Raw genomic sequence first — 21,387 nt, forward strand, 5'->3', positions numbered from 1 at the left:
AGGTGTGTCAGAAGGCGCTGAGCGCCAACCCCTACTCCGCCAGCAGCCGCCGCGCTTCGGCGCAATCCCGGTCCATCTGCGCGATCAGCGCGTCGAGAGAGTCGAACTTGGCTTCGGGCCGGATGAAATGGTGCAGCGCGACCTCGATTTCCTGCCCGTAGAGGTCGCCCGAGAAATCGAAGAAATACGGCTCGAGCAGTTCCTTGGCCGGTTCGAACTGCGGGCGGATGCCGATATTGGCCGCGCCTTGCAGCTCTTCGCCGGAAGACAGGATGCGGCCCGTCACCGCATAGATGCCGTAGTGCGGGCGCAGGTAATCCTCGAGCGCGAGGTTGGCGGTGGGATAGCCGATTTCGCGCCCGCGCTTGTCGCCATGCTCCACGATCCCGCGAATCGCGAAGGGGCGGGTGAGCAGGTCGGCGGCGGCTTGCGGTTCGCCGTTCTTGAGCAGATCGCGAATCCGGCTGGAGGAGACGACCGCGTCGCCATCGCTCACCGCCGATACGGTGCGCGCTTCCAGCCCGTGCCTCGCGCCATGCTCTTTCAGCAGCGCGGCATCGCCCTGTGCGCCCTTGCCGAAGGTGAAATCCTCGCCGGTCAGCACGCCATGCGCGCCGAACCGCTCGACGAGAATGCGCTCGATGAAGTCTTCTGCGCTGGTCCCCGCCAGCTCGGCATCGAAGTGGAACACCAGCATCGCTGTCGCCCCGAAGGCGAGATAGAGTTCGTGCCGCTGTTCGAGACTGGTCAGGCGGAAGGGCGGGGTGTCGGGCTTGAAGAACTGCACCGGGTGCGGATCGAAGGTGGCGACGATGACGGGGCGCTCTTCCTCGCGCGCCCAGCGAATCGCTTCGCCCGCGACCGCCTGGTGGCCCTTATGGAAGCCGTCGAAATTGCCGAGCGCAACGATCGCTCCGCGTAAAGGTGCGGGCACCGGCTCACGATGGTCGAGCCACCTCATTGCGGCACGATCCCCGCGCGCAGCACCCGCAGCGCGTTGCCGCCCATCACCGCGCGAATCTCATCCTCGGTGAAGCCTTCGTCGATCAGCGCCTGCGTCACCTGCACCAGCTGCGACGTGTCGAAGCGCACCGTCGTGGCGCCGTCGTAATCGCTGCCCAGCGCGACGTAATCGATCCCGACCAGATCGCGGACATGCTTCATCGCCTTGGCCGCATCGCGTGGGCTAGTGCCGCACACGGCTGCATCCCAGTATCCGATGCCGACCACGCCGCCGGTCTTGGCGACCCCGCGAATCTCGTCGTCCGAAAGGTTGCGGTTGACCTTGCAGGTCGCCTGCACTCCGCCGTGGCTGGAGACGACCGGGCGCTTTGCCATCGCAAGGATGTCCGCCACGCACTTGTGGCTGCAATGCGCGATGTCGACCACCATGCCGAGCTTCTCCATCCGCCGCACGGCCTTGCGACCCTTGTCGGTCAGCCCGCCCTTCTCGATCCCGTGCATCGACCCGGCGAGGTCGGTGTCGAAGAAATGCGTCAGGCTGGCCATGCGGAAACCCGCCTTGCGCAGCGTGTCGAGATTGGCGAGATCGCCTTCGAGATCGTGCAGCCCTTCGATGCTGAGCAGCGCGCCGACCGGCTTGGGCGTCTCGCTGGAGCGTTCGCGCAGAAGGCGATCGAGATCTTTGGGGTCGGCGACCTTCAGGAGCTCGCCATCGGAATTGGCGGCCGCCCGGTCGAGCTTCTCGGCATGCCACAGCGAGCGCTGGAGCAGGCTGCTCCAGGTGCGGGTGGGTTGTAACTGCGCGATCACCAGCGGGGTGATGTTGTCGCTATCGTCGCCGTTCGCGTCGTAGTTCTGGCCCTTGGGCGTCTTGGTCACGCTGGAGAACACCTGCAGCGCAACATTGCCCTCTTCGAGCCGCGGCAGGTCCATGTGGCCGCGGGTCCCGCGGCTGAGCAGGTTGCGGTTCCACAGCAGCGTGTCCGAATGCAGATCGACGATTGTCAGCGTCTTGTGCAGCGCCTTCGCCTCGTCGGAGACTTCGATCAGCGGCTCGCCATCGACCTTGTTCATGCTCCGCTCGACCATGCCGGGGCCGAACTGGAAGAAGCCCGCGATACCGATCAGCAGCACCAGCCCGACGATGATCAGGATGGTTTTCTTCACGTGTGCCGCTCGTAGGTGATGAAGGAGAAGGCGGGCGTGGCGCCGCTGGCCTCGTGGTCCTCGCGCGCGACCTCAGCCCAGCGTTCGGAATCGGGCGCACCGACGAAGGTGTCGCCTTCGTAGTCGGCGTGGATCTGCGTCAGCTCGATCCGTTCGGCCTGCGGTTCGAACAGCATGAACACATCCGCGCCGCCGATCACAGCGGTTTCTTCGCCCCCGGCGGCGGCGAGCGCTTCGGGGACCGACATGACGTGTTCGGCACCCTCTGCCTGCCAGTCCGAATCGCGGCTCAGCACGATATGGCGGCGACCGGGGAGGGGGCTGGGGAAGCTCTCAAAGGTCTTGCGGCCCATGATCATCGGTTTGTCCATGGTCAGCGACTTGAAGTGCTTGAGGTCCGCCGGGATATGCCACGGCAGCCCGCCGTCCTTCCCGATGGTGCCATTCGCGGCGCGCGCATAGACGAGGAACAGGCGATCCTGGATCATGAGTTGCTGTCTCCCTCGGGCCACGCGAGCCGCGTGATGTGGCCCATCTTGCGGCCCTCGGGCGCTTCGATCTTGCCGTAGAGATGCAGGTGGGCGCCGGGATCGCGAAGCGCTTCGTGCGCGGTTGCGGCGGCGGGGCCAATGACGTTTTCCATCACCACGCGCGGCGCGACGCGGCGGGTGTCGCCGAGCGGCAGGTTGCAGATCGCGCGGACCTGGTTCTCGAACTGGCTGGTGGCCGCACCCTCGATCGTCCAATGGCCCGAATTGTGCGTGCGCGGGGCCATCTCGTTGAAGATCGGGCCGCTCTCGCTGGCGAAGAATTCGAGCGTCAGCACACCGACATAGTCGAGCTTGTCCGCCACCGCCCTGGCGAGCTTGCGCGCCTCGGCCACCTGCTCGCCGATAATCGCGCGGCCCGGCAGGGTGGAACGGGCGAGAATGCCATCTTCGTGGCCGTTCTCCGAACTTTCCCAGAAGGCGATCAGACCGTCGGCGCGCCGCGCGAGAATGACCGAGAACTCGCATTCGAACTGCACGAAGCCTTCGAGGATGCAGGGCGCATCCGGCAAATCCAGCGCTTCGGCTTCTTCAAGCGAACCGATCCGCCACTGGCCCTTGCCGTCGTAGCCGTCGCGGCGCGTCTTGAGGATCGCAGGCGTGCCCAGCGCGGCGATACCGGCGAGCAGGTCTTCGCGCGAATCGACCGAGTGGAAGGGGGCGGGCGTGCCGCCAAGATCGGTGACGAAGCGCTTCTCGGCCAACCGGTCCTGCGCGATGGCGAGCGCGCGCGGATGCGGGGCAAGCTTGTCGGCGATGGCGTCGAGCGGCGCGGCGGGCACGTTCTCGAATTCGAGCGTCACCACATCGCACCGATCGGCAAAAGCCTTGAGCGCGGCGGCATCGTGCCAAGCCGCGCTGACATATTCGTCGCACACCTGTGCGATCACCGCGTCGTCTTCGGGCGCGAAGGCGATCACGTGGTAGCCCATCTGCGCGGCGGAAATCGCCAGCATCCGGCCAAGCTGGCCGCCGCCGAGGATACCTATTGTGCCACCCGGCTCGATCATGCGTCGCTGGGCTTCTCTGCCACCGAGGCGCTGCGTGCAGCGCGCCAGGCAACCAGCCGCTCCATCACCGCAGCATCGTGCGTACCGAGGATCGAGGCCGCGAGCAGCGCGGCATTGGTCGCCCCCGCTTCGCCGATGGCAAGCGTGCCGACCGGCACCCCGGCGGGCATTTGCGCGATGGAGAGTAGGCTATCCATGCCGGACAGTGCTTTCGAGCGAACCGGCACGCCGAGCACGGGCAGCGCAGTCATCGACGCGATCATCCCCGGCAGGTGTGCCGCACCGCCTGCGCCCGCGATCACGACCTTGAAGCCTTCGTCCGCGGCACCCTTCGCGAAATCGTACATTCGGTCGGGCGTGCGGTGCGCGGACACGATCCGCGCCTCGTGCGCAATGCCGAGCTCTTCGAGCACGTCGGCGGCGCACTTCATCGTCGGCCAGTCCGACTGGCTGCCCATGACGATCGCTACGACGGGGGTATCGGCCATCAGGTTTCGTCCAGGTAGCGGCGTTGCCCCGCGACCTTACCGTTCTCGAACGGATAGACGATGGGGCGACCGGTGGGGATTTCGAGATCGGTGATCTCGTCGTCCGAAATGCCGGAAAGGTGCTTCACCAGCGCACGCAGCGAATTGCCGTGGGCGGAGATGATCACCGTGCGATCACCGACCAGTTCGGGCAGGATATGCTCTTCCCAGTAGGGCAGCACACGCTCGATCGTCAGTTTCAGGCTTTCGGTGTTGGGCACATCGATCCCCGCATAGCGCGCGTCCGCGCCGGGATCGTATTCGCTGCCCGGTTCGATCGGCGGGGGCGGTGTATCGAAGCTGCGGCGCCAGACGTGCACCTGCTCGTCGCCGTGTTTCTCGCGCGTTTCCTGCTTGTTGAGCCCGGTCAGCCCGCCATAGTGGCGCTCGTTAAGGTGCCAGTCCTTGCGCACCGGAATCCACACCCGTCCGCATTCTTCCAACGCGAGGTTGAGCGTGCGGATCGCGCGGGTCTGGAGCGAGGTGAAGGCGAGATCGGGCAGTATACCCTTGTCCTTTAGAAGGCGGCCTGCGGCGCGTGCTTCTTCCACGCCCTTCTCGGTCAGATCGACATCCCACCAGCCGGTGAAGCGGTTGGCGAGGTTCCATTCCGACTGTCCGTGGCGGACGAGGATCAGCGTCGACAATTTACATGCTCCCTTGCGGATAGGCTGCGAGCCGTTAGCGGGCCTCGCCATCTTTGGGAAGATCGGGCGCCTGCAAAGCGGCGGCTTCGGGCTTTTTCTGGGCATGCGCCTTGCGCCGCCTGAGGTTCGCACGAAGCTGCGCGGCCAGCCGTGCCTCCTTGCTGTCGGGCCTGGGATCGGCGGGTGACTGCTTGTTCATCGTGTGTCCCGAATGCTATCTGCGCGTGCCATACGCAAGCTTTGCTTGACTTGCGCGCGCCACGCGACAATAGCGCGCGGCCTGTGGCGGGCTCGGTCCGCCGCGAGTCCCCTATGCTGCTGTAGCTCAGTGGTAGAGCGCACCCTTGGTAAGGGTGAGGCCGGGAGTTCAATCCTCCCCAGCAGCACCACATTTTCTCTACCCGCCATCCTTGATCGACCTGCCATTGCGGCTGGCCGGAAAGCTCTTGCCGCATGCAAGGTGCTTGGCCATTCTCGCGCCATGGACGAACGGGGGCAGCAAACGGGTATGGGCAACGGGATCAATCCGCGACTGGACAGTTTCGGGGATGTCGACGGGCAACCGCTGCGGCAGGGCCATCCCAATTATCCCAAGGCGATGCGCGTGCAGGCGCTGCTTGTGGCGACCCCGATCCTGATCGGAGCGCTGGTGGCCGAATACCTCACACCGTTTCCGAACTTCGTCATCGCTGGGCCCATTGCCCTCATCCTTGCGGGTCTGGTCATCTTCCTGCCGCACCGGCGCTACGCCGCGCGTGGCTATGCCCTGAGCGAGGATCGCCTGCGCGTGGTGCGCGGAATCATGTTTCATACCGACACCGTGGTACCATTCGGGCGCGTCCAGCATATCGACGTCGATCGCGGCCCGATCGAACGCTATTACGGCCTCGCCACCTTGCAGCTCTACACAGCGGGCTCGCATGGCGATGTGGTGACGCTGTCCGGCCTGTCGCATGAAGACGCGCTGGCCATGCGCGAGACGATCCGTGCACACATCAAGCGCGAATCGCTGTGACCGAGAATCCGGGCAACGCGCCGCTCAGGCAACCCGAACCGGCGGCAGGCGATCCGGTCGCCATGGCCGAGGCCGATGACGCGCTCCCCAAGCGGACGGACCCGCGCACTTTCGTGGTGCAGGCGTTGCAGGTCGTCCCGCGCTCTATTCTCCCGCTGGTGGCGGTCGGTATCGCGATGCGGAGCGACGGGGTCTTCGGGCCCCTGATGATATTCGGCATCGTTGTGGCAATTCTGGCCATCAACATGCTCTTCACCTTCCTGCGCTGGTGGCGACAGACCTATCGCGTCGGGGAAAGCGATATCCGGCTGGAAACGGGAGTGCTGTCGCGCGCCGCGCGCTCCGTTCCGTACGACCGTATCCAGGACGTCAGTCTGGAACAGGGCTTCATCCCCCGGCTGTTCGGCCTGACCGAGGTCAAGTTTGAGACGGGAGCAGGGGGATCGGACGAGATCAAGCTCGCCTATCTCAGCAATGAAGAAGGCGCACGGCTGCGCGAGCTGGTTCGCGAGATGCGCGACGAGCTGGATTCGCCAGCCACGTCTGCGCCGGCGCAAGCTGCCGAAGAGGCGATCGCGGCGCGCGAGGAGGAGGCCGTCCCGGTCCTGTTCGCGATGGGGCCGAAGCGCTTGTTCGTGTTCGGGCTGTTCGAATTCTCGCTGGCGCTGGTCGCCTTCCTAGGCGCGGCTGCGCAGCAATTCGACTTCCTGCTGCCGTTCGACATCTGGGATGTCAAAACCTGGCAGGGTCTGCTGGCCGGACCGGGCGAACAGATCGCGCATCTCGGGCTGCTGGGTCAGGTAATCGGTGCTGTCGCAGCGGTCGTCTCGCTCCTGGTGGTCGGCATGTTGAGCGGGATCGTGCGCACATTCATGCGCGACTGGGATTTCCGGCTGGAGCGGACATCGAAAGGCTTTCGGCGGCGGCGCGGCATGTTCACTCGCACCGACGTGGTCATGCCGGTACACCGGGTGCAGGCGGTACAGATAGCGACGGGCGTGGTGCGCCACAGGTTCGGTTGGAAGAGCCTGAAACTAGTTAGCCTGGCGCAGGATTCGGGCGATTCGAGCCATGTCGTTGCGCCCTTCGCCAAGGCGGAGGAATTGACGCCGATCCTCAAGGTATCGGGTTTTCCGCTGCCCCCTCGCGGGCTCGAATGGCACCGGACTGCTGCGAGCTTTCGCGTCGTGTCGGCCCTGTTCGCAGTGGTGGGCTACGCCGCGCTAGCCGTGGGGGCCGCCGTGCTGGCGCTCTATTTGCAAGATCAACGCTACAGCTGGCTGTGGGTTGCCGCGCTGGTCCTCGCCGGACTTTCGGCATTTGCGGCGATCCGGCAGCTGTTTCTGTGGCGGTTGGAGCGGCATGCGCTTTCGCCGAGCCACATCTACAAGCGCACTGGTTGGCTCGCCCCCGGCTACAAAATCGGCGACCGGGTGAAGCTGCAATCGGTGACCATCGCTCGCGGTCCCCTGGGGCGGCTCTTCGGCTACGTTACACTTCATCTGGGGCTTGCGGGCGGGCACTTCGCCATGGGCGGGCTGCCGCGCGCCGAGGCGGAGCAGCTGCGTGAAGCCCTGCTAGCCAGCATGGTCCGGACCGATTTCTCCCGGCTTGTGAAGTAACGCCACCTCAGGCGCGCAGGTCGCTCCAGTCGGAGTGCCGCTTGAACTGCGCCTCGACGTAGGAACATTGGGGGTCGATCAGGAAATCCTGCTCGCGCGCATCGGCGATCAGGCGCTTGACCAATTCGCCTGCGACACCGCGCCCCTCGATGGGCTTTGGCACGATGGTGTGCGTCGCGACCCGGACATCCTTCCCGTCGCGTTCTTCGCCCGGCTCCCATTCGAGCGTGCCTTGTGCCTCTTCGCCCTCGACATGCGCGACGTACTTGCCGCCTTGGCCGGCGACGTGGTGGGTGATGCTGGTGAGGGTCATGGTCTCTCGGTCCCTTTCGATCTGCTTGCATCGAACGTCGGGCAGCGTAGGGGCGTTCCAATGCGATTTCTCTCCGACAATGCCGCCAGCGTGCATCCGAAAGTTTGGAAGGCAATGCGTGCCGCAGATGGTCCGGATTCCCCGTATGATGGCGATGTGCTCTCGCAACAGCTGGACGATCGGTTCTCGGAGCTCTTCGGACGCGAAGTTGCGGTGCTCTGGGTCGCCACCGGCACTGCTGCGAACTGTCTTGCCCTCAGTGCAATGGTCCCCCCTCATGGCGGAGTGGTCTGCCACCGCGAAGCGCATATCGAAATGGACGAGGGCGGGGCGCCCGGCTTTTATCTGCACGGCGCCAAGCTGATGCTGGCCGATGGCGAAGGTGCCAAGCTGACTCCGGAAGCGATTCGTGCGGTGATCGATCCGATCCGCGACGATGTGCACCAGGTACAGCCGCACGCGATCTCGATCACACAGGCGAGCGAATATGGACGCGTCTATCAGGCAGAAGAGGTCGCCGCGATCTCTGCACTTGCGCGCGAGCGGGGTCTCGGCCTGCATATGGACGGCGCGCGCTTTGCCAATGCGGCGGCGTTTCTGGGCGTATCCGCCGCACAGGCGGCTGGCGATGTCGACGCGCTCAGCTTCGGATGCGTCAAGAATGGCGGGATGAGCGCGGAGGCGATGGTCTTCTTCGATCCCGCGCTGGCCGATGTGGTCCGCTATCGCCGCAAGCGGGCGGGACACCTGCAATCGAAGGGCCGATACCTCGCGGCGCAGCTGCTGGCGATGATCGAGGACGATCTTTGGCTCGACAACGCGCGCGCCGCCAACGCCGCTGCGCGGGCGATTGCGCAATCCGGCGCGGGCAGGCTGATGCACCCGGTCGAGGCGAACGAGGTGTTCATTCGCCTTACCCCGCAGGAGCGCGAAACGCTGCGCGAACAGGGATTCCAGTTTTACGACTGGGGCGCGGACGCAGCCCGCTTCGTCGCTGCGTGGGATAGCGATCTGGCCGAAGCGCGCATGCTCGGCGAGCGAATCGCCGACCTATGAGCGCGACCGAGAGCGGGATGCTGCGGGCGCGGGTGATCCTGCCGTTCGTCATCACCGGCACGATCTGGGGATCGACCTGGCTTGTCATTACCGGGCAGATCGCCGACGTGCCCGCCGCATGGTCGGTGTTCTACCGCTTCGCGCTGGCGACCCCGGCGCTGTTCCTGGTGGCGGTGCTAATGAAGCGGCGGCTGCGGCTCACGCGGCCCGAACACCTGCTGGCGCTGGTGGTGGGCATCTTCCAGTTCAGTGGCAACTTCCTGTTCGTCTATCACGCCGAGCTTTACGTCACCTCGGGCATCGTCGCGATGATGTTCGGCCTGCTGATGGTGCCCAACGCACTGTTCGCACGCGCTTTTCTGAGCGAGACAGTGAAGGGCGGATTCGTCGTCGGGAGCGGGATCGCCATCATCGGCGTGTCGTTCCTGCTGGTGCACGAATGGCAGGCCAATCCCGATGCCGGGGTGATCGGCGGCAACGTGGTACTGGGGATCGGGCTGGCGATGGCGGGCATCCTCGCCGCCTCGCTCGCCAACGTAGTGCAGGCCAACCCAACCGGGCGCGCGGTGCCGATGGTCAGCCTGCTCGCCTGGGCAATGCTCTACGGCACGCTGGCCGATGGGGCCTTCGCACTGCTCACTGCCGGACGCCCTCCGTTGCCCGCCGATCCCGGCTACTGGGCGGGGATCGTCTACCTCGCGCTGATCGGATCGGTGGTCACCTTCCCGCTGCACTACGGCCTCGTGCGAGAGATCGGTGCGGGGCGCACCGCGTATAATTCGATCCTGACGATTTCGGTGGCGATGCTGCTCTCGACGCTGTTCGAGGACTATCGCTGGACGTGGCTCACCGCGAGCGGGATGGTGCTGGCGGTGATCGGCATGCTGCTGGCGCTAAAGGCGCGGCGACAGAAGGCGGTGCAGGTGCAGCAGTCGGGCTCGCTCCGCCACTAGAGCAGGCTGCGCAGCCCCTCGCGAAAGGTCGGATAGCGGGGCTGCCAGCGCAGAACGCGCTTCGCCTTGAGGTTCGCGACTCGCCGGTTTTCGGCATAGAAACCGCGCGCCATCGGGCTGAGGTCGGCTTCCTCCAGCGAGATCAGCGGTGGCGGCGCGACGCCCAGCAAAGCGCATGCTTCCTCGACCACCGCGTTCTGGCTGGCTGGCAGGTCGTCGCCCAGATTATACGCACCCGGTGGTGCGCTGGCAGTCAGCCCGGCGACCACGCCGCTTGCGATATCGTCGACATGTATCCGGCTGAAAACCTGACCGGGCAGGTCGATCCGCTTGGCCTTTCCCTCTTCGATACGCTCGAAAATGCTGCGCCCCGGGCCGTAAATACCCGGCAGGCGAAAGATTCGCGCACCCAGTTCAAGCCATAGTCTATCGGCATCGGAGCGCGCGCTGCGACGGCCCGTGCCGGTGGGGGAGCTTTCGTCGACCCATGCGCCGCCAGCATCGCCGTAGACCCCGGTCGAGGAGAGATAGCCGTACCAGGCGGGCGCGAAATCATGCCCGTAGGTGCTCAGCACCGGGTCGAGCCCGCTCTCGCGATCTGGCGGGACCGAGGAGAGCACATGGGTCGCGCTCGCCAGCTCGGCCACGACGGCATCCCGGTCGTCGAACGACAGCTTGCCCTCGCTGCCGGTCGCCACCACTTCCCAACCGAGTGATTGCACCTCGCGTGCGATTCGCCCGGCGCTATAGCCGAGGCCGAAGATGAACAGTTTTGGCATCGCGTGACGTGCTGCCACAAAAGCCGCCGCAAGCAAAAGGGCGCGCAGAAACGAGGACCGATGGACCAGCTGAGCAATCCCCAATCCGGCGCCAATACCCCTGCCGGCTCGCCCGTACTGCCCGACGCAGCGCCCGAGCCGCAGGAACCCGCGGTGATCCGCCGCGCGGATTATGCGCCCTATCCGTGGCGCGTCCCGGCGATACGGCTCGATTTCGATCTCGGCCTCGAGACGACGCGAGTCGAGGCGACGCTGACGGTCGAACCCAATCTGGATGCCGACGCGGCGGAGGACATCCGGCTCGATGGCGACGGTCTGGTTCTGGAAAGCGTGCATGTCGATGGCGAAGAGCGCACCGACTGGCGGCGCGATGGCGAGGCGCTGATCGTCCCGCTGAGTTCTGGCAAGCACACGCTGACCATCGTCACCCGCATCCTGCCGTCGGAGAACACGCAGCTGATGGGGCTCTATGCCAGCAATGGGATGCTGTGCACCCAGTGCGAGGCGGAAGGGTTCCGGCGGATCACCTTCTTCCCCGACCGGCCCGATGTCCTGTCGGTCTACACCGTGCGGATGGAGGCGGATCGCGAAGCATTCCCGGTGCTGCTCTCCAACGGCAATCCGGTCGAGGAGGGGCTGCTCGATGGCGGCCGTCATTTCGCCGAGTGGCACGACCCCTGGCCCAAGCCGTCCTACCTCTTCGCGCTGGTCGCAGGCGATCTGGTCGCGCGGACCGACAGCTTCACCACCATGGGCGGGCGCGAGGTCGCGCTGGGCGTGTGGGTCCGCGAAGAGGATCTGCCGCGCACAAGCCATGCGATGGAATCGATCAAGCGGTCGATGAATTGGGACGAGGAAACCTTCGGGCGCGAATACGACCTCGACCGGTTCAACATCGTCGCCGTGGGCGATTTCAACATGGGCGCGATGGAGAACAAGGGCCTCAACATCTTCAACACGAAATACGTGCTGGCGGATCAGGAAACCGCGACCGACGCCGATTTCGATGCGGTCGAAGGTGTGATCGGGCACGAGTACTTTCACAACTGGTCGGGCAACCGGATCACCTGCCGCGACTGGTTCCAGCTGAGCCTGAAGGAAGGCTTCACCGTGCTGCGCGACCAGCTGTTCAGCGAGGATATGCACGGCGCGGCGGTCAAGCGGATCGGTGACGTACGGGTGCTGCGCAGTGTCCAGTTCCCCGAGGACAGCGGGCCGTTCGCACACCCGATCCGGCCCGATAGTTACAAGGAAATCAGCAACTTCTACACCGCGACCGTTTATAACAAGGGCGCCGAGGTGATCCGCATGATGCGCAGCATGGCGGGCATCGAAGCATTCCGCAAAGGCAGCGACCTCTACTTCGACCGTCACGACGGCGAGGCCGCGACCTGCGAGGATTTCGTCAAGGCGATGGAGGATGGCGCAGGGCTGGACCTCACGCAGTTCCGCCGCTGGTACGAACAGGCGGGCACGCCGCAGGTGACCGCCGAACAGCGCCACGATGGCGACACCGTCACGCTCGTCCTGAAGCAGGTGGTGCCGCCGACGCCCGGCCAGCCGGACAAGGCCCCTGTGCCGATCCCGCTGCGAATCGCGCTGTTCGACCGCGAGAAGGGCGAGCATGCGGGCGAACAGCTGATCGTGCTCACCGAAGCCGAGCAGGAATTCACCTTCGAAGGCTTCGCCAAGCCGCCGATTCTCTCGATCAACCGCGGCTACACCGCGCCGATCGCGCTCGACCGCGATATTTCGCGCGAGGATCTGGTCTTCCTCGCCGCGCACGACGACGACAGCTTTGCCCGGCACGAGGCAATGCAGGAGCTGTTGCTCGGCTACCTGCTGGGTGACGCCGACGACGAAGCGCGCGCGGCCATCGGCACGGCGGCGCAAGCCGTGCTGGCCGACGATGCGCTCGATAACGAAATGCGCGCCGAGCTGCTCACCCTGCCGCCTTTCGCCTATCTCGGCGAACGCTCGAAGATCTACGATCCGGGCGCAATGGTCGAGAAACGCGAAGGTCTGCGGGCGTGGCTGGGGCACGAGTTCGCCGGGCAATTCCGCGATTATCATGAACGGCTCACCAATCTGGCGCGCGAAGAAGGCGCACAGGGCAAGCAGGCGCGGCGGATGCGCTCGCTCGCGCTCGGCTATATTGCCGCCGCCGACGAGGCGGAGGGCGCGCGTCTGGGCCTCGCCCAATATCGCGCCGCCGCCGGGATGACCGAAAGGCAGGGCGCGCTCGCCGTGCTGGCAGGCCTCGACGGGACCGAGCGGGAAGAGGCTCTGGCCGACTTCTACGCCCGGTTCGCGGACAACCCGCTGGTGGTGGACAAGTGGTTCACGCTGCAAGCCATGGCGCTGCGCCCCAACGTGCTGGACGAGGTCGGGAAGCTGGCCGGGCACGAGGCCTTTACCATCTCCAACCCCAACCGGGTGCGTTCGCTCTACGGTGCCATGTCGGGCAATCCGGTGGCCTTCCACCAGGAAAGCGGCGCGGGCTACCGGATGATTGCCGACCTGATTCTGGAGCTGAACATGCGCAATCCGCAACTCGCGGCGCGGTTTGTGCCATCGCTCGGGCGCTGGCGGCGGGTCGAGCCCGGTCGGTCGGCGATGATGCGCGCGGAGCTGGAACGGATCGCGGCGGCGGGCACGCTCTCGCGCGACGTCGCCGAGCAGGTCGAGGCGAGCCTTGGCTGACGCAGCGGACCGGCCCACCCCAATCAGGGCGAGCGCGCTCGAAGGCGTGACGCACGGCTTCTTCGGTCGGGAGGGCGGCGTATCGACCGGCGAAGTTGCCGGGTTGCAGATCGGGCAGGGCGCGGGTGACGATCCTGCGGCGGTGGCGGAGAACCGGGCGCGGGTGACTGCCGCGCTGTCACCGGGCGCGGTGCTGGTCTTGCCGTATCAGGTCCATTCCGCCGATGCCGCCATCGTGACAGCCCCGATGGCCGACGAAGACCGGCCCCATGTCGATGCTTTTGTGACCGCGACGCCCGGTCTGCTGATCGGCGTCGTGACCGCCGATTGCGCGCCGATCCTGCTTGCCGACGCTCAGGCGGGCGTGGTCGCGGCGGCGCACGCGGGCTGGCGCGGGGCGAAGGGCGGGGTACTCGCGACCACGATCGACGCGATGGTCGCTCTTGGTGCCGATTGCGGACGGATCGCTGCGGCGATCGGACCGACGATTGCTCAGCCCAGTTACGAGGTTGGCGAGGCATTCTTCGAAGCATTCTGCGCCGATGATCCAGCCAACGTGCGCTTTTTCACCTCGGGAAAGCCGGGCCATTATCAGTTCGATCTACCTGCTTTTGTCACCCGACAGCTGCGTAATGCTGGCGTGTCGACGATCGAGAATCTCGCGCTCGATACCTATGCCGATCCGGTGCGGTTTTACTCTTTCCGCCGCGCAACACACCGGGGCGAAGCGACCTACGGTAGGCAGGGTGCATTCATCGGCTTAGACTGACGCTTGCGCAACCACGCCACAAGTCTTGCACAAAAGGCCATTGGCAGCCCGCACCTTACGCGCTAACAGCCCCGGCACATGGGAAAGGGGGCCCGCTCCCCGGCACCCGGGGGCCGAGCGGATCGCCCGAATTCCCAGAGAAAAAAGCAACACGGGCAGCGCGGCATCCGCCGCTGTGCACGCGACAAGGCAGGAACGATGGCAGACGCAACCGGTGCCGCAACCGCGGAACCCAACGAGATCGGCGAAAACAGCGAAGGCGTGCGCCGTCGCGATTTCATCAATATTGCAGCGCTGAGCGCAGCCGGAGTCGGCGGTGCGGCGGTGCTCTATCCGCTGATCAGCCAGATGGCGCCTTCGGCAGACGTGCTTGCCGAGAGCACGACCGAAGTCGACGTCTCCGCAATCGAGCCGGGGCAGGCAATCAAGGCGGTGTTCCGCAAGCAGCCTTTGTTCGTGCGTCGCCTGACGCCGAAGGAAATTTCCGAGGCGGACGCGGTGCCGCTTTCCGCGCTGCGCGATCCCGAAACCCTGGCCGACCGGACCAAGGAAGGTCACACGGACATGCTGGTGACCATGGGCGTGTGCACCCACCTGGGCTGCGTGCCGCTGGGCGCCGCCGAAGGCGAGAACAAGGGCGAGTTCGGCGGTTATTTCTGCCCCTGCCACGGTTCGAGCTACGACACTGCTGCGCGTATCCGCAAGGGCCCGGCGCCCAAGAACCTCGTGGTTCCGGATTACGTGTTCAGCTCCGACACCACGATTACCGTCGGCTAAGGCAAGAGAAAGACGAGAGCGATGAGTTTTCCCTGGGCCAAGGAATATACCCCGGCGAGCGGGTTCACCAAGTGGATCGACGAAAAGCTGCCCCTGCCGCGCTTCGTCTATAACGCGGTGGGCGCGGGCTATCCGGTGCCGCGCAACCTGAACTACATGTGGAATTTCGGTGTGCTGGCCGGCTTCTGCCTGGTGCTGCAGATCGTCACCGGCGTGGTGCTGGCGATGCACTATGCCGCCAACGCGCAGGTCGCCTTCGGCACGGTCGAGCACATCATGCGCGACGTGAACTGGGGCTGGATGCTGCGCTACATGCACGCCAACGGCGCGAGCTTCTTCTTCCTTGTGCTCTACCTGCACATTTTCCGCGGCTTCTTCTACTCGTCTTACAAGGCTCCGCGCGAGATGATCTGGCTGCTGGGCGTGGTCATCTTCCTGTTGTGCATGGCGACCGCCTTCATGGGCTACGTTCTGCCGTGGGGTCAGATGAGCTTCTGGGGCGCCAAGGTCATCACCGGCCTGTTCAGCGCGATTCCGCTGGTCGGCGAGCCGATCCAGGTATGGCTGCTGGGCGGTTATGCGCCTGACAATGCCTCGCTAAACCGTTTCTTCAGCCTGCACTTCCTGCTGCCCTTCGTGATCGCCGGCGTCGTGATCCTGCACATCTGGGCGCTGCACATTCCCGGTTCGTCCAACCCGACCGGGGTCGAAGTGAAGAGCGAAAGCGACACCGTGCCATTCCACCCGTATTACACGGCGAAGGACGGCTTCGGGCTGGGCGTATTCCTGATCATCTACTGTGTGGTCGTGTTTTTCCTGCCGAACATGCTCGGCCACCCGGACAACTATATCGAGGCGAACCCGCTTTCGACGCCTGCGCACATCGTGCCGGAATGGTATTTCTATCCGTTCTACGCGATCCTGCGTGCCTTCACCTTCGACTTCATCCTCGAAGCGAAGCTGTGGGGCGTGCTCGCGATGTTCAGCTCGATCCTGCTGTGGTTCTTGCTGCCGTGGCTCGATCGTTCGCCGGTGCGTAGCGGCCATTACCGTCCGCTCTTCCGGGTCTTCTTCATGATCTTCGTGGCCGACATGGCGGTGCTGTTCTATTGCGGTGGTGCGCCGGCCGAAGAACCCTACGTGATGATCAGCCAGATCGCGACGGCGTATTACTTCCTGCATTTCCTCGTGATTCTGCCGATCGTCTCCTCGATCGAGAAGCCGAAGCCTCTGCCCTATTCGATTACAGAGGCGGTGCTGGGATCCGACAAGAAGGCCGTGCTGGGCGAAAACACCCAGCCCGCCACCTGATCCCTGCAACCGATTACCTTGAGACGACGGACGAAAGTTAAGGACACCCGATGATCCGCATTATTGCCGCCCTTGCCGGTCTCGTCTTTGCAGGCGTTGCCCTGCTCGCGTTCTTCAACGGCGCGTACACCGCGCTCACCGAAGAGCCGCAGCATTCGGCCGATCATGAGTTCCATCTGGAAGCGCACGGCCCGAAAGGCGGCTTCAGCTTCGACGGTCCGACCGGCAATTGGGATATCGCCCAGCTGCAGCGCGGCCTGAAGGTCTACAGCGAAGTCTGCTCGGCGTGCCACAGCCTCAAGTTCGTCGCCTTCCGCGACCTCGAAGAGCTTGGCTACAGCGAGGCACAGGTGAAGGCGTTCGCAGCGACGAAGCAGGTGCCTGGGATCGATCCGAACACCGGCGAAGCGACCACGCGCCCGGGTGAGCCGACCGACTACTTCCCCTCGCCCTATCCCAATGCTGTGGCTGCTGCGGCGGCGAACAACAACGCGATCCCGCCCGATCTCTCGCTGATGACCAAGGCGCGCCACCACGGCAGCGACTACGTCTATTCGCTGCTGACCGGCTTCACCGATCCTGCGACGTTCGAGAAGGACGGCAAGCGGCTGATGGAGGAGTTCCCCGACTTCACCACGCCCGATGGCCTGTACTTCAATCCCTATTTCGGGAACCTCAACCTCGCGATGTCGCCGCCGCTGGTGGCCGAAGGCCAGGTGACCTTCGACGACGGCACCAAGGCGACCGTGCCGCAGATGGCCGAAGACGTCGCCGCCTTCCTGACCTGGACCGCCGAGCCCAAGCTGGTCGAGCGGCGCCAGACCGGCTGGGGCGTGCTGGTCTTCCTGCTGTTCGCGACCGTGCTGGCCTACTTCGCCAAGAAGCAGATCTGGGCGGGCGTGAAGCCCAAGAAGAAGGCCTGACCAGATCCCCACGGATGCATCCGTGAAAGGTCGCGCGCTGCTCGATATCGAGCAGCTTCGCGCGACCATTCGCACCGTGCCGGACTTTCCCAAGCCCGGCATCCAGTTTCGGGATATCACCACCTTGCTCGCCGATCCGGCAGCACTGCATGGCAGCGTTGCACTATTGGCCGAACATGCCCGTGCCTCCGGCGCGACAGTCATCGCCGGGATGGAGGCACGCGGCTTCATTTTCGGCGCTGCGGTGGCGATCGAGGCGGGCATGGGCTTCGTGCCGATCCGCAAGCCCGGGAAGCTGCCCGTCGAAACGATCGGCGTCGATTATCAACTGGAATACGGGACCGACCGGCTCGAGGTGGATCCCGATGCGATCGCTCAGGGGGCGAAGGTGGCGCTGGTCGACGATCTGATTGCCACAGGCGGTACGGCCCTCGCTGCGGCGGAACTGGTTCGCAAGGCGGGGGGGGAGGTCGCCGCCGCGCTGTTCGTGGTCGACCTCCCCGATCTGGGTGGAGCCGCGCGGTTGCGGGATTCTAACATCGAAGTGCACACGCTGCTTGCCTTCGAAGGCGAGTAACCTTGCCAATCCGAGGGGCGAGGAACACAATCGCCCGACCTGCCGTTGGTTGCGGGTCTAAGGGGGTACGGTTTGACGATGGACTCACCAGCACTGGTTATCGCCGCGATCGGCGCGCTGGGTATCGGCGCGCAGTGGATCGCATGGCGTACCGGCTGGCCGGCTATCGTGCTGATGCTGATCGCAGGCTTCCTAGCAGGGCCGATCCTCAATCTTTTCAGTCCTGAGGAGACCTTCGGTTCGCTGTTAGAGCCGATGATCGGGATCGGGGTCGCGCTGATCCTGTTCGAAGGGGGACTCAGCCTCGACTTTCGCGAATTGCGCCACTCTGGAAGCGCGGTCTGGCGGCTTGCGACGATCGGGGTTGCGGTAGGCTGGGCGCTCGGTTCGCTCGCAGGGTATGGAATCGCTGGTCTGGTCTGGCCGGTGGCGATCCTGTTCGGCGGCATTCTGGTGGTGACCGGGCCCACCGTGGTGCTGCCGCTGCTCCGCCAGTCGTCTGTGCAAACGAGGCCCGCATCCATCCTGAAGTGGGAGGCGATCGTCAACGATCCTACCGGCGCACTATGCGCCGTGATCGCTTACGAATATTTCCGCAGGATCTCCGAAAGCCCGGGGGCGTCGCTGTTCGAAGTGGTCCCGCCGCTGATCTTTGCGGCCGCGCTTTCGGGCCTGATCGGCTACTGCGCGGCCTGGCTTATATCCTACCTATTTCCGCGAGGCGCAGTGCCGGAATACCTCAAGGTCCCGGTCCTTTTCTCGATGGTGATCGCGGTCTTCGTGGTCAGCAACATGATCGAGCATGAAGCCGGTCTCGTTGCTGTCACCGTGATGGGCGTCGCGCTTGCGAATATGGATGTCTCCAGCCTGCGGAGCATTCATCCGTTCAAGGAAAACATTGCAGTCCTGCTGGTGTCGGGCATCTTCATTGTGCTGTCGGCATCGCTCAACTGGGAAGACCTGCAATACCTCAACTGGCGCTTCGCCGCATTCCTGGTGGCGCTGCTGTTCCTCGTCCGACCGGCGACCGTGCTCATCAGCCTGCTCGGAAGTCCCATTCCCTGGAACGAGCGCCTGTTCGTGGCGTGGATCGCCCCGCGCGGGATCGTGCTGGTCGCCATCTCCGGCCTGTTCGCATTGCGTCTGAACGAACTGGGCTACGGCGATGGTAACGTCCTGATCGGCCTCAGCTTCGCGGTGGTGGTTGCCACCATCGTCGCCCATGGCTTCACGGTCGATCTGGTCGCCAAGCTGCTGAAGGTGAAAGGCGCCACCCGGCCCGGTCTGATCATCGCGGGCAGCACCTCGTGGACGATCGCGCTGGCCAAGCAGATGCACGAGCTCAAGACTCCGGTCATGATCGTCGATTCCAGCTGGCAACGCCTCGCTGCAGCGAGACGCGAGGGCCTGCCGTTCTATCATGGCGAGATTCTGAACGAGGCGACCGAACACAACCTCGATCTCAACCCCTACCAGGTGCTGGTCGCCGCGACCGAGAACGAGGCCTACAATGCGCTGGTATGCAACGAGTTCGCGCACGAGATCGGGCGCGACAGCGTCTACCAGCTGGGCGAGGCCTCCGACGACGATCGCCGCGCGCTGCCCGAAAGTTTGCGCGGACGTGCCCTGTTCACCTCCGGATTCGGCGTCACCGAGGTGGAGGAACGACAGCAGGAAGGCTGGACCTTCCGGCGAACCAAGCTGACCGAGGAATTCACGATCGACGATGCCCGGGAAAAGCTGGGCGACAAGGCGCAGATGCTGCTGCTGCTGCGGGAGAATGGCGCGATGCGTTTCTTCACCCACGCCGCCAAGCCCGAGCCGCGCCCGGGGGACATCGTCATTACCTATTCACCGCAACAACTTAAGAGAGCCGAGGCCGAGACGGCTCGGCGCGAGGCAGAGGCAAATGCCGGGAAGGCGAAGCCGGCATGAAGACAGCAAGCGAGGGAGGAGCGGCCATGCGTGGCCCGATGATCATTGTGTTGGCGCTGGCAGCGCTGTTGGCAGGCTGCGATCGGGAAGAGCCTGCACCTGACCCCACGCCAGCCCCGACGTCCTCGGCCACAATGGAGACCGAGACCCCCGAACAAACCTCTATCATCCGCCCCGAAATGGACGTCGAGCGGCCGCCCATCCCGCTGGAACCGCTCAGGACTACGATCCCGTTCTCCCAGGGCGGTTCGGACCTCAGCGAGGCGGCCATCGCCGACCTGAAGGCGATGCTCGACACCGATCAGTGGAAACAGGTCGAGCTGGTCATCCTGCGCGGGCACAGCGACGCAGGCGGCCCCGATCGCGTTAACATGCGCGTTTCGGAAGAGCGCGCGCAGGCCGTGGCCGACTGGCTCGAGGAGCAGGGACTCCCAGAAGAACAGGTGCGGATCATCGCCTTCGGTGCGCAAAACCCGGTGCAACCCAATCTGCTGCCCAATGGCGAACCCAACGAGCGCGGACGTGCGGCCAATCGCCGCGTGGATGTGACCATCCTCGTGCCCAAGGGGGCGACGATCCCCGATCCGGGGCCGACGGCGACACCCACACCGACCGGGCCGCCCACGACGCCGGCTCCCGCCGCCAGTTCGAAATCGGCCGCTGCGGGAAGCTGACCTGAATTTTCGCGGTACGGGTTTAGTCGATCACGGGAGCGATTGACGCGCGCGCCCAACCGGTGGCAAAGGCTGCGACCGAGAAGCGGGTATAGCATAGTGGTAATGCTCCAGCCTTCCAAGCTGGCTAGAGGGGTTCGATTCCCCTTACCCGCTCCAATCATTCCCTCCAGACCCGCCATTGCGCTCTTCCGAGACGCCGCCTTGCCTGGCCGGGATCAGGACGGTGCATTCACCGGCATATTGTCGATCAGGCGGGTCCCCGCGATATGCGCAGCGACGAGCAGGCGGGCGGGGCGATCGCTCAGCGTATCGACCCGTTGGAGCGTCGCTGCATCGGCGAGCGCCGCGTAATCCACCTTTGAAAATCCACCTTCGCGAAGCGTCGCTTCCAACCGGGCGAGAGCATCGGGGATCGAACCGCCGGTCTCGATCGATTCGATTGCGCTGCGCATGGCCTTGGGCAGCACCGCGGCCCTCGCGCGATGTTCCGTGTCGAGGTATCGATTGCGGCTCGACAATGCGAGTCCGTCCGGTTCGCGGACGGTCGGCACGCCGATGATCGCGTCGGCGTAAGGCAAAAGCAGGTCGAGATCGCGCGCCATACGCCGGATGACCGCCAATTGTTGCCAGTCCTTTTCGCCGAAAAGGGCGATATCGGGCTGCACCTGCTGGAACAGCTTGCACACCACCGTTGCCACCCCGGCGAAGTGTCCCGGCCTGCTCGCCCCGCAGAAATCCGCGCTGACACCCTCGACCGAGATACTGGTCGCGAACCCTTCCGGATACATCTCCGGTACGTTCGGTGCCCACAGCAGGTCGACACCCTCCTGCCGCAGCAGCTCCGAATCCGCCTCCAGCGTACGGGGGTACGCAGCGAGATCTTCATTGGGGCCGAACTGCGTTGGATTGACGAAGATCGAAACGGCGACGCGGTCCGCGCGCTCGCGTGCAGCGCGTACCAGCGTCAGATGGCCTTCGTGCAGCGCACCCATCGTGGGGACCAGCGCAATACGCTGGTGTCCCGCGCGGAATTTCGCGATTTCCTCGCGCAAATGATCCAGACGGTGGATCGATTTCATGGCGGATTGCATGGGTTGGACCCCTCCGATAGACGA

The 21,387-nt window shown here is 64.9% G+C and carries 22 protein-coding genes and 2 tRNA genes; 14 read left to right on the forward strand and 10 right to left on the reverse strand.

Annotated features, from left to right (window positions below):
* Nucleotides 1-31: 31 nt before the first annotated feature.
* From AAG591_RS06495 to AAG591_RS06525, 7 genes are read right to left on the reverse strand one after another with little or no spacing between them, the layout of a single operon-like run.
* Complete coding sequence (locus AAG591_RS06495) at nucleotides 32-961, reverse strand: bifunctional riboflavin kinase/FAD synthetase (RefSeq protein ID WP_342530247.1); 930 nt, start codon at nucleotides 959-961, stop codon at nucleotides 32-34.
* The gene (locus AAG591_RS06500) at nucleotides 958-2,130 is read right to left on the reverse strand and encodes a dipeptidase (RefSeq protein WP_342530249.1); all 1,173 of its coding nucleotides are present in this window, start codon (nucleotides 2,128-2,130) and stop codon (nucleotides 958-960) included. The genes AAG591_RS06495 and AAG591_RS06500 overlap by 4 nt, the downstream gene beginning before the upstream one ends.
* A complete protein-coding gene (locus AAG591_RS06505) occupies nucleotides 2,127-2,618 on the reverse strand; it encodes a dihydrofolate reductase (RefSeq protein ID WP_342530250.1) in 492 nt (163 codons plus the stop codon). Before AAG591_RS06505 ends, AAG591_RS06500 begins: the two co-directional genes overlap by 4 nt.
* Nucleotides 2,615-3,688, reverse strand: coding sequence for a 5-(carboxyamino)imidazole ribonucleotide synthase (locus AAG591_RS06510; RefSeq protein ID WP_342530251.1), 1,074 nt, complete (start codon nucleotides 3,686-3,688; stop codon nucleotides 2,615-2,617). The genes AAG591_RS06505 and AAG591_RS06510 overlap by 4 nt, the downstream gene beginning before the upstream one ends.
* On the reverse strand, nucleotides 3,685-4,176 hold the full coding sequence (gene purE, locus AAG591_RS06515; RefSeq protein WP_342530252.1) for a 5-(carboxyamino)imidazole ribonucleotide mutase: 492 nt from the start codon (nucleotides 4,174-4,176) through the stop codon (nucleotides 3,685-3,687). The genes AAG591_RS06510 and purE overlap by 4 nt, the downstream gene beginning before the upstream one ends.
* Nucleotides 4,176-4,862, reverse strand: coding sequence for a 2,3-diphosphoglycerate-dependent phosphoglycerate mutase (gene gpmA / locus AAG591_RS06520; protein ID WP_342530253.1), 687 nt, complete (start codon nucleotides 4,860-4,862; stop codon nucleotides 4,176-4,178). The genes purE and gpmA overlap by 1 nt, the downstream gene beginning before the upstream one ends.
* Before the next feature lie 34 nt (nucleotides 4,863-4,896).
* On the reverse strand, nucleotides 4,897-5,061 hold the full coding sequence (locus AAG591_RS06525; protein WP_342530254.1) for a hypothetical protein: 165 nt from the start codon (nucleotides 5,059-5,061) through the stop codon (nucleotides 4,897-4,899).
* 115 nt (nucleotides 5,062-5,176) lie between these two features.
* Here AAG591_RS06525 and AAG591_RS06530 point away from each other — a divergent pair.
* The 3 genes from AAG591_RS06530 to AAG591_RS06540 all read left to right on the forward strand — a co-directional run bounded on the left by AAG591_RS06530 (nucleotide 5,177) and on the right by AAG591_RS06540 (nucleotide 7,499).
* A tRNA-Thr gene (locus tag AAG591_RS06530) sits at nucleotides 5,177-5,251 on the forward strand.
* Between the two features lie 92 nt (nucleotides 5,252-5,343).
* Nucleotides 5,344-5,877, forward strand: a complete 534-nt coding sequence (locus AAG591_RS06535; RefSeq protein WP_342530255.1) for a PH domain-containing protein — start codon at nucleotides 5,344-5,346, stop codon at nucleotides 5,875-5,877.
* On the forward strand, nucleotides 5,874-7,499 hold the full coding sequence (locus AAG591_RS06540) for a PH domain-containing protein (protein ID WP_342530256.1): 1,626 nt from the start codon (nucleotides 5,874-5,876) through the stop codon (nucleotides 7,497-7,499). The genes AAG591_RS06535 and AAG591_RS06540 overlap by 4 nt, the downstream gene beginning before the upstream one ends.
* A gap of 7 nt (nucleotides 7,500-7,506) precedes the next feature.
* Here the strand turns inward: AAG591_RS06540 and AAG591_RS06545 are convergent, their stop codons facing one another.
* Complete coding sequence (locus AAG591_RS06545; RefSeq protein WP_342530257.1) at nucleotides 7,507-7,812, reverse strand: GNAT family N-acetyltransferase; 306 nt, start codon at nucleotides 7,810-7,812, stop codon at nucleotides 7,507-7,509.
* Nucleotides 7,813-7,872: 60 nt separating this feature from the next.
* Here AAG591_RS06545 and AAG591_RS06550 point away from each other — a divergent pair, with 60 nt between their 5' ends.
* Nucleotides 7,873-8,868, forward strand: coding sequence for a threonine aldolase family protein (locus AAG591_RS06550; protein ID WP_342530258.1), 996 nt, complete (start codon nucleotides 7,873-7,875; stop codon nucleotides 8,866-8,868).
* A complete protein-coding gene (locus tag AAG591_RS06555; protein ID WP_342530259.1) occupies nucleotides 8,865-9,821 on the forward strand; it encodes a DMT family transporter in 957 nt (318 codons plus the stop codon). Before AAG591_RS06550 ends, AAG591_RS06555 begins: the two co-directional genes overlap by 4 nt.
* On the opposite strand, the gene AAG591_RS06560 is transcribed toward AAG591_RS06555, so the two are convergent.
* Complete coding sequence (locus tag AAG591_RS06560; protein ID WP_342531223.1) at nucleotides 9,818-10,600, reverse strand: Rossmann-fold NAD(P)-binding domain-containing protein; 783 nt, start codon at nucleotides 10,598-10,600, stop codon at nucleotides 9,818-9,820. The genes AAG591_RS06555 and AAG591_RS06560 overlap by 4 nt on opposite strands.
* A 60-nt stretch (nucleotides 10,601-10,660) precedes the next feature.
* Between AAG591_RS06560 and pepN the strand changes: the two genes are divergently transcribed.
* From pepN to AAG591_RS06605, 9 genes are all read left to right on the forward strand, one after another.
* Entirely contained in the window at nucleotides 10,661-13,303 is a 2,643-nt protein-coding gene (pepN, locus tag AAG591_RS06565; RefSeq protein ID WP_342530261.1) for an aminopeptidase N, read from the forward strand.
* The gene (gene pgeF, locus AAG591_RS06570) at nucleotides 13,296-14,072 is read left to right on the forward strand and encodes a peptidoglycan editing factor PgeF (protein WP_342530262.1); all 777 of its coding nucleotides are present in this window, start codon (nucleotides 13,296-13,298) and stop codon (nucleotides 14,070-14,072) included. The genes pepN and pgeF overlap by 8 nt, the downstream gene beginning before the upstream one ends.
* 198 nt (nucleotides 14,073-14,270) lie before the next feature.
* Entirely contained in the window at nucleotides 14,271-14,849 is a 579-nt protein-coding gene (petA, locus tag AAG591_RS06575) for a ubiquinol-cytochrome c reductase iron-sulfur subunit (RefSeq protein WP_342530264.1), read from the forward strand.
* 21 nt (nucleotides 14,850-14,870) lie between these two features.
* Nucleotides 14,871-16,160, forward strand: coding sequence for a cytochrome b (locus tag AAG591_RS06580; RefSeq protein WP_342530265.1), 1,290 nt, complete (start codon nucleotides 14,871-14,873; stop codon nucleotides 16,158-16,160).
* A 50-nt stretch (nucleotides 16,161-16,210) separates the two neighbouring features.
* A complete protein-coding gene (locus tag AAG591_RS06585; protein WP_342530266.1) occupies nucleotides 16,211-17,083 on the forward strand; it encodes a cytochrome c1 in 873 nt (290 codons plus the stop codon).
* A gap of 22 nt (nucleotides 17,084-17,105) precedes the next feature.
* Nucleotides 17,106-17,660 (forward strand): adenine phosphoribosyltransferase, encoded by a 555-nt coding sequence (locus AAG591_RS06590; RefSeq protein WP_342530267.1) that lies wholly within the window; start codon nucleotides 17,106-17,108, stop codon nucleotides 17,658-17,660.
* 78 nt (nucleotides 17,661-17,738) lie between these two features.
* Nucleotides 17,739-19,595: a cation:proton antiporter gene (locus AAG591_RS06595; protein ID WP_342530268.1), complete on the forward strand. Its 1,857-nt coding sequence runs from the start codon at nucleotides 17,739-17,741 to the stop codon at nucleotides 19,593-19,595.
* Nucleotides 19,592-20,269, forward strand: a complete 678-nt coding sequence (locus AAG591_RS06600; protein ID WP_342530269.1) for an OmpA family protein — start codon at nucleotides 19,592-19,594, stop codon at nucleotides 20,267-20,269. Before AAG591_RS06595 ends, AAG591_RS06600 begins: the two co-directional genes overlap by 4 nt.
* Nucleotides 20,270-20,354: 85 nt before the next feature.
* A tRNA-Gly gene (locus AAG591_RS06605) sits at nucleotides 20,355-20,428 on the forward strand.
* A gap of 59 nt (nucleotides 20,429-20,487) precedes the next feature.
* Here the strand turns inward: AAG591_RS06605 and panC are convergent.
* Nucleotides 20,488-21,351: a pantoate--beta-alanine ligase gene (gene panC / locus AAG591_RS06610; protein WP_342530270.1), complete on the reverse strand. Its 864-nt coding sequence runs from the start codon at nucleotides 21,349-21,351 to the stop codon at nucleotides 20,488-20,490.
* Nucleotides 21,352-21,387 lie beyond the last annotated feature (36 nt).

The sequence above is a fragment of the Citromicrobium bathyomarinum genome (genome assembly GCF_038594485.1).
GTDB classification, from domain to species: Bacteria; Pseudomonadota; Alphaproteobacteria; order Sphingomonadales; family Sphingomonadaceae; genus Alteriqipengyuania; species Alteriqipengyuania bathyomarina_A.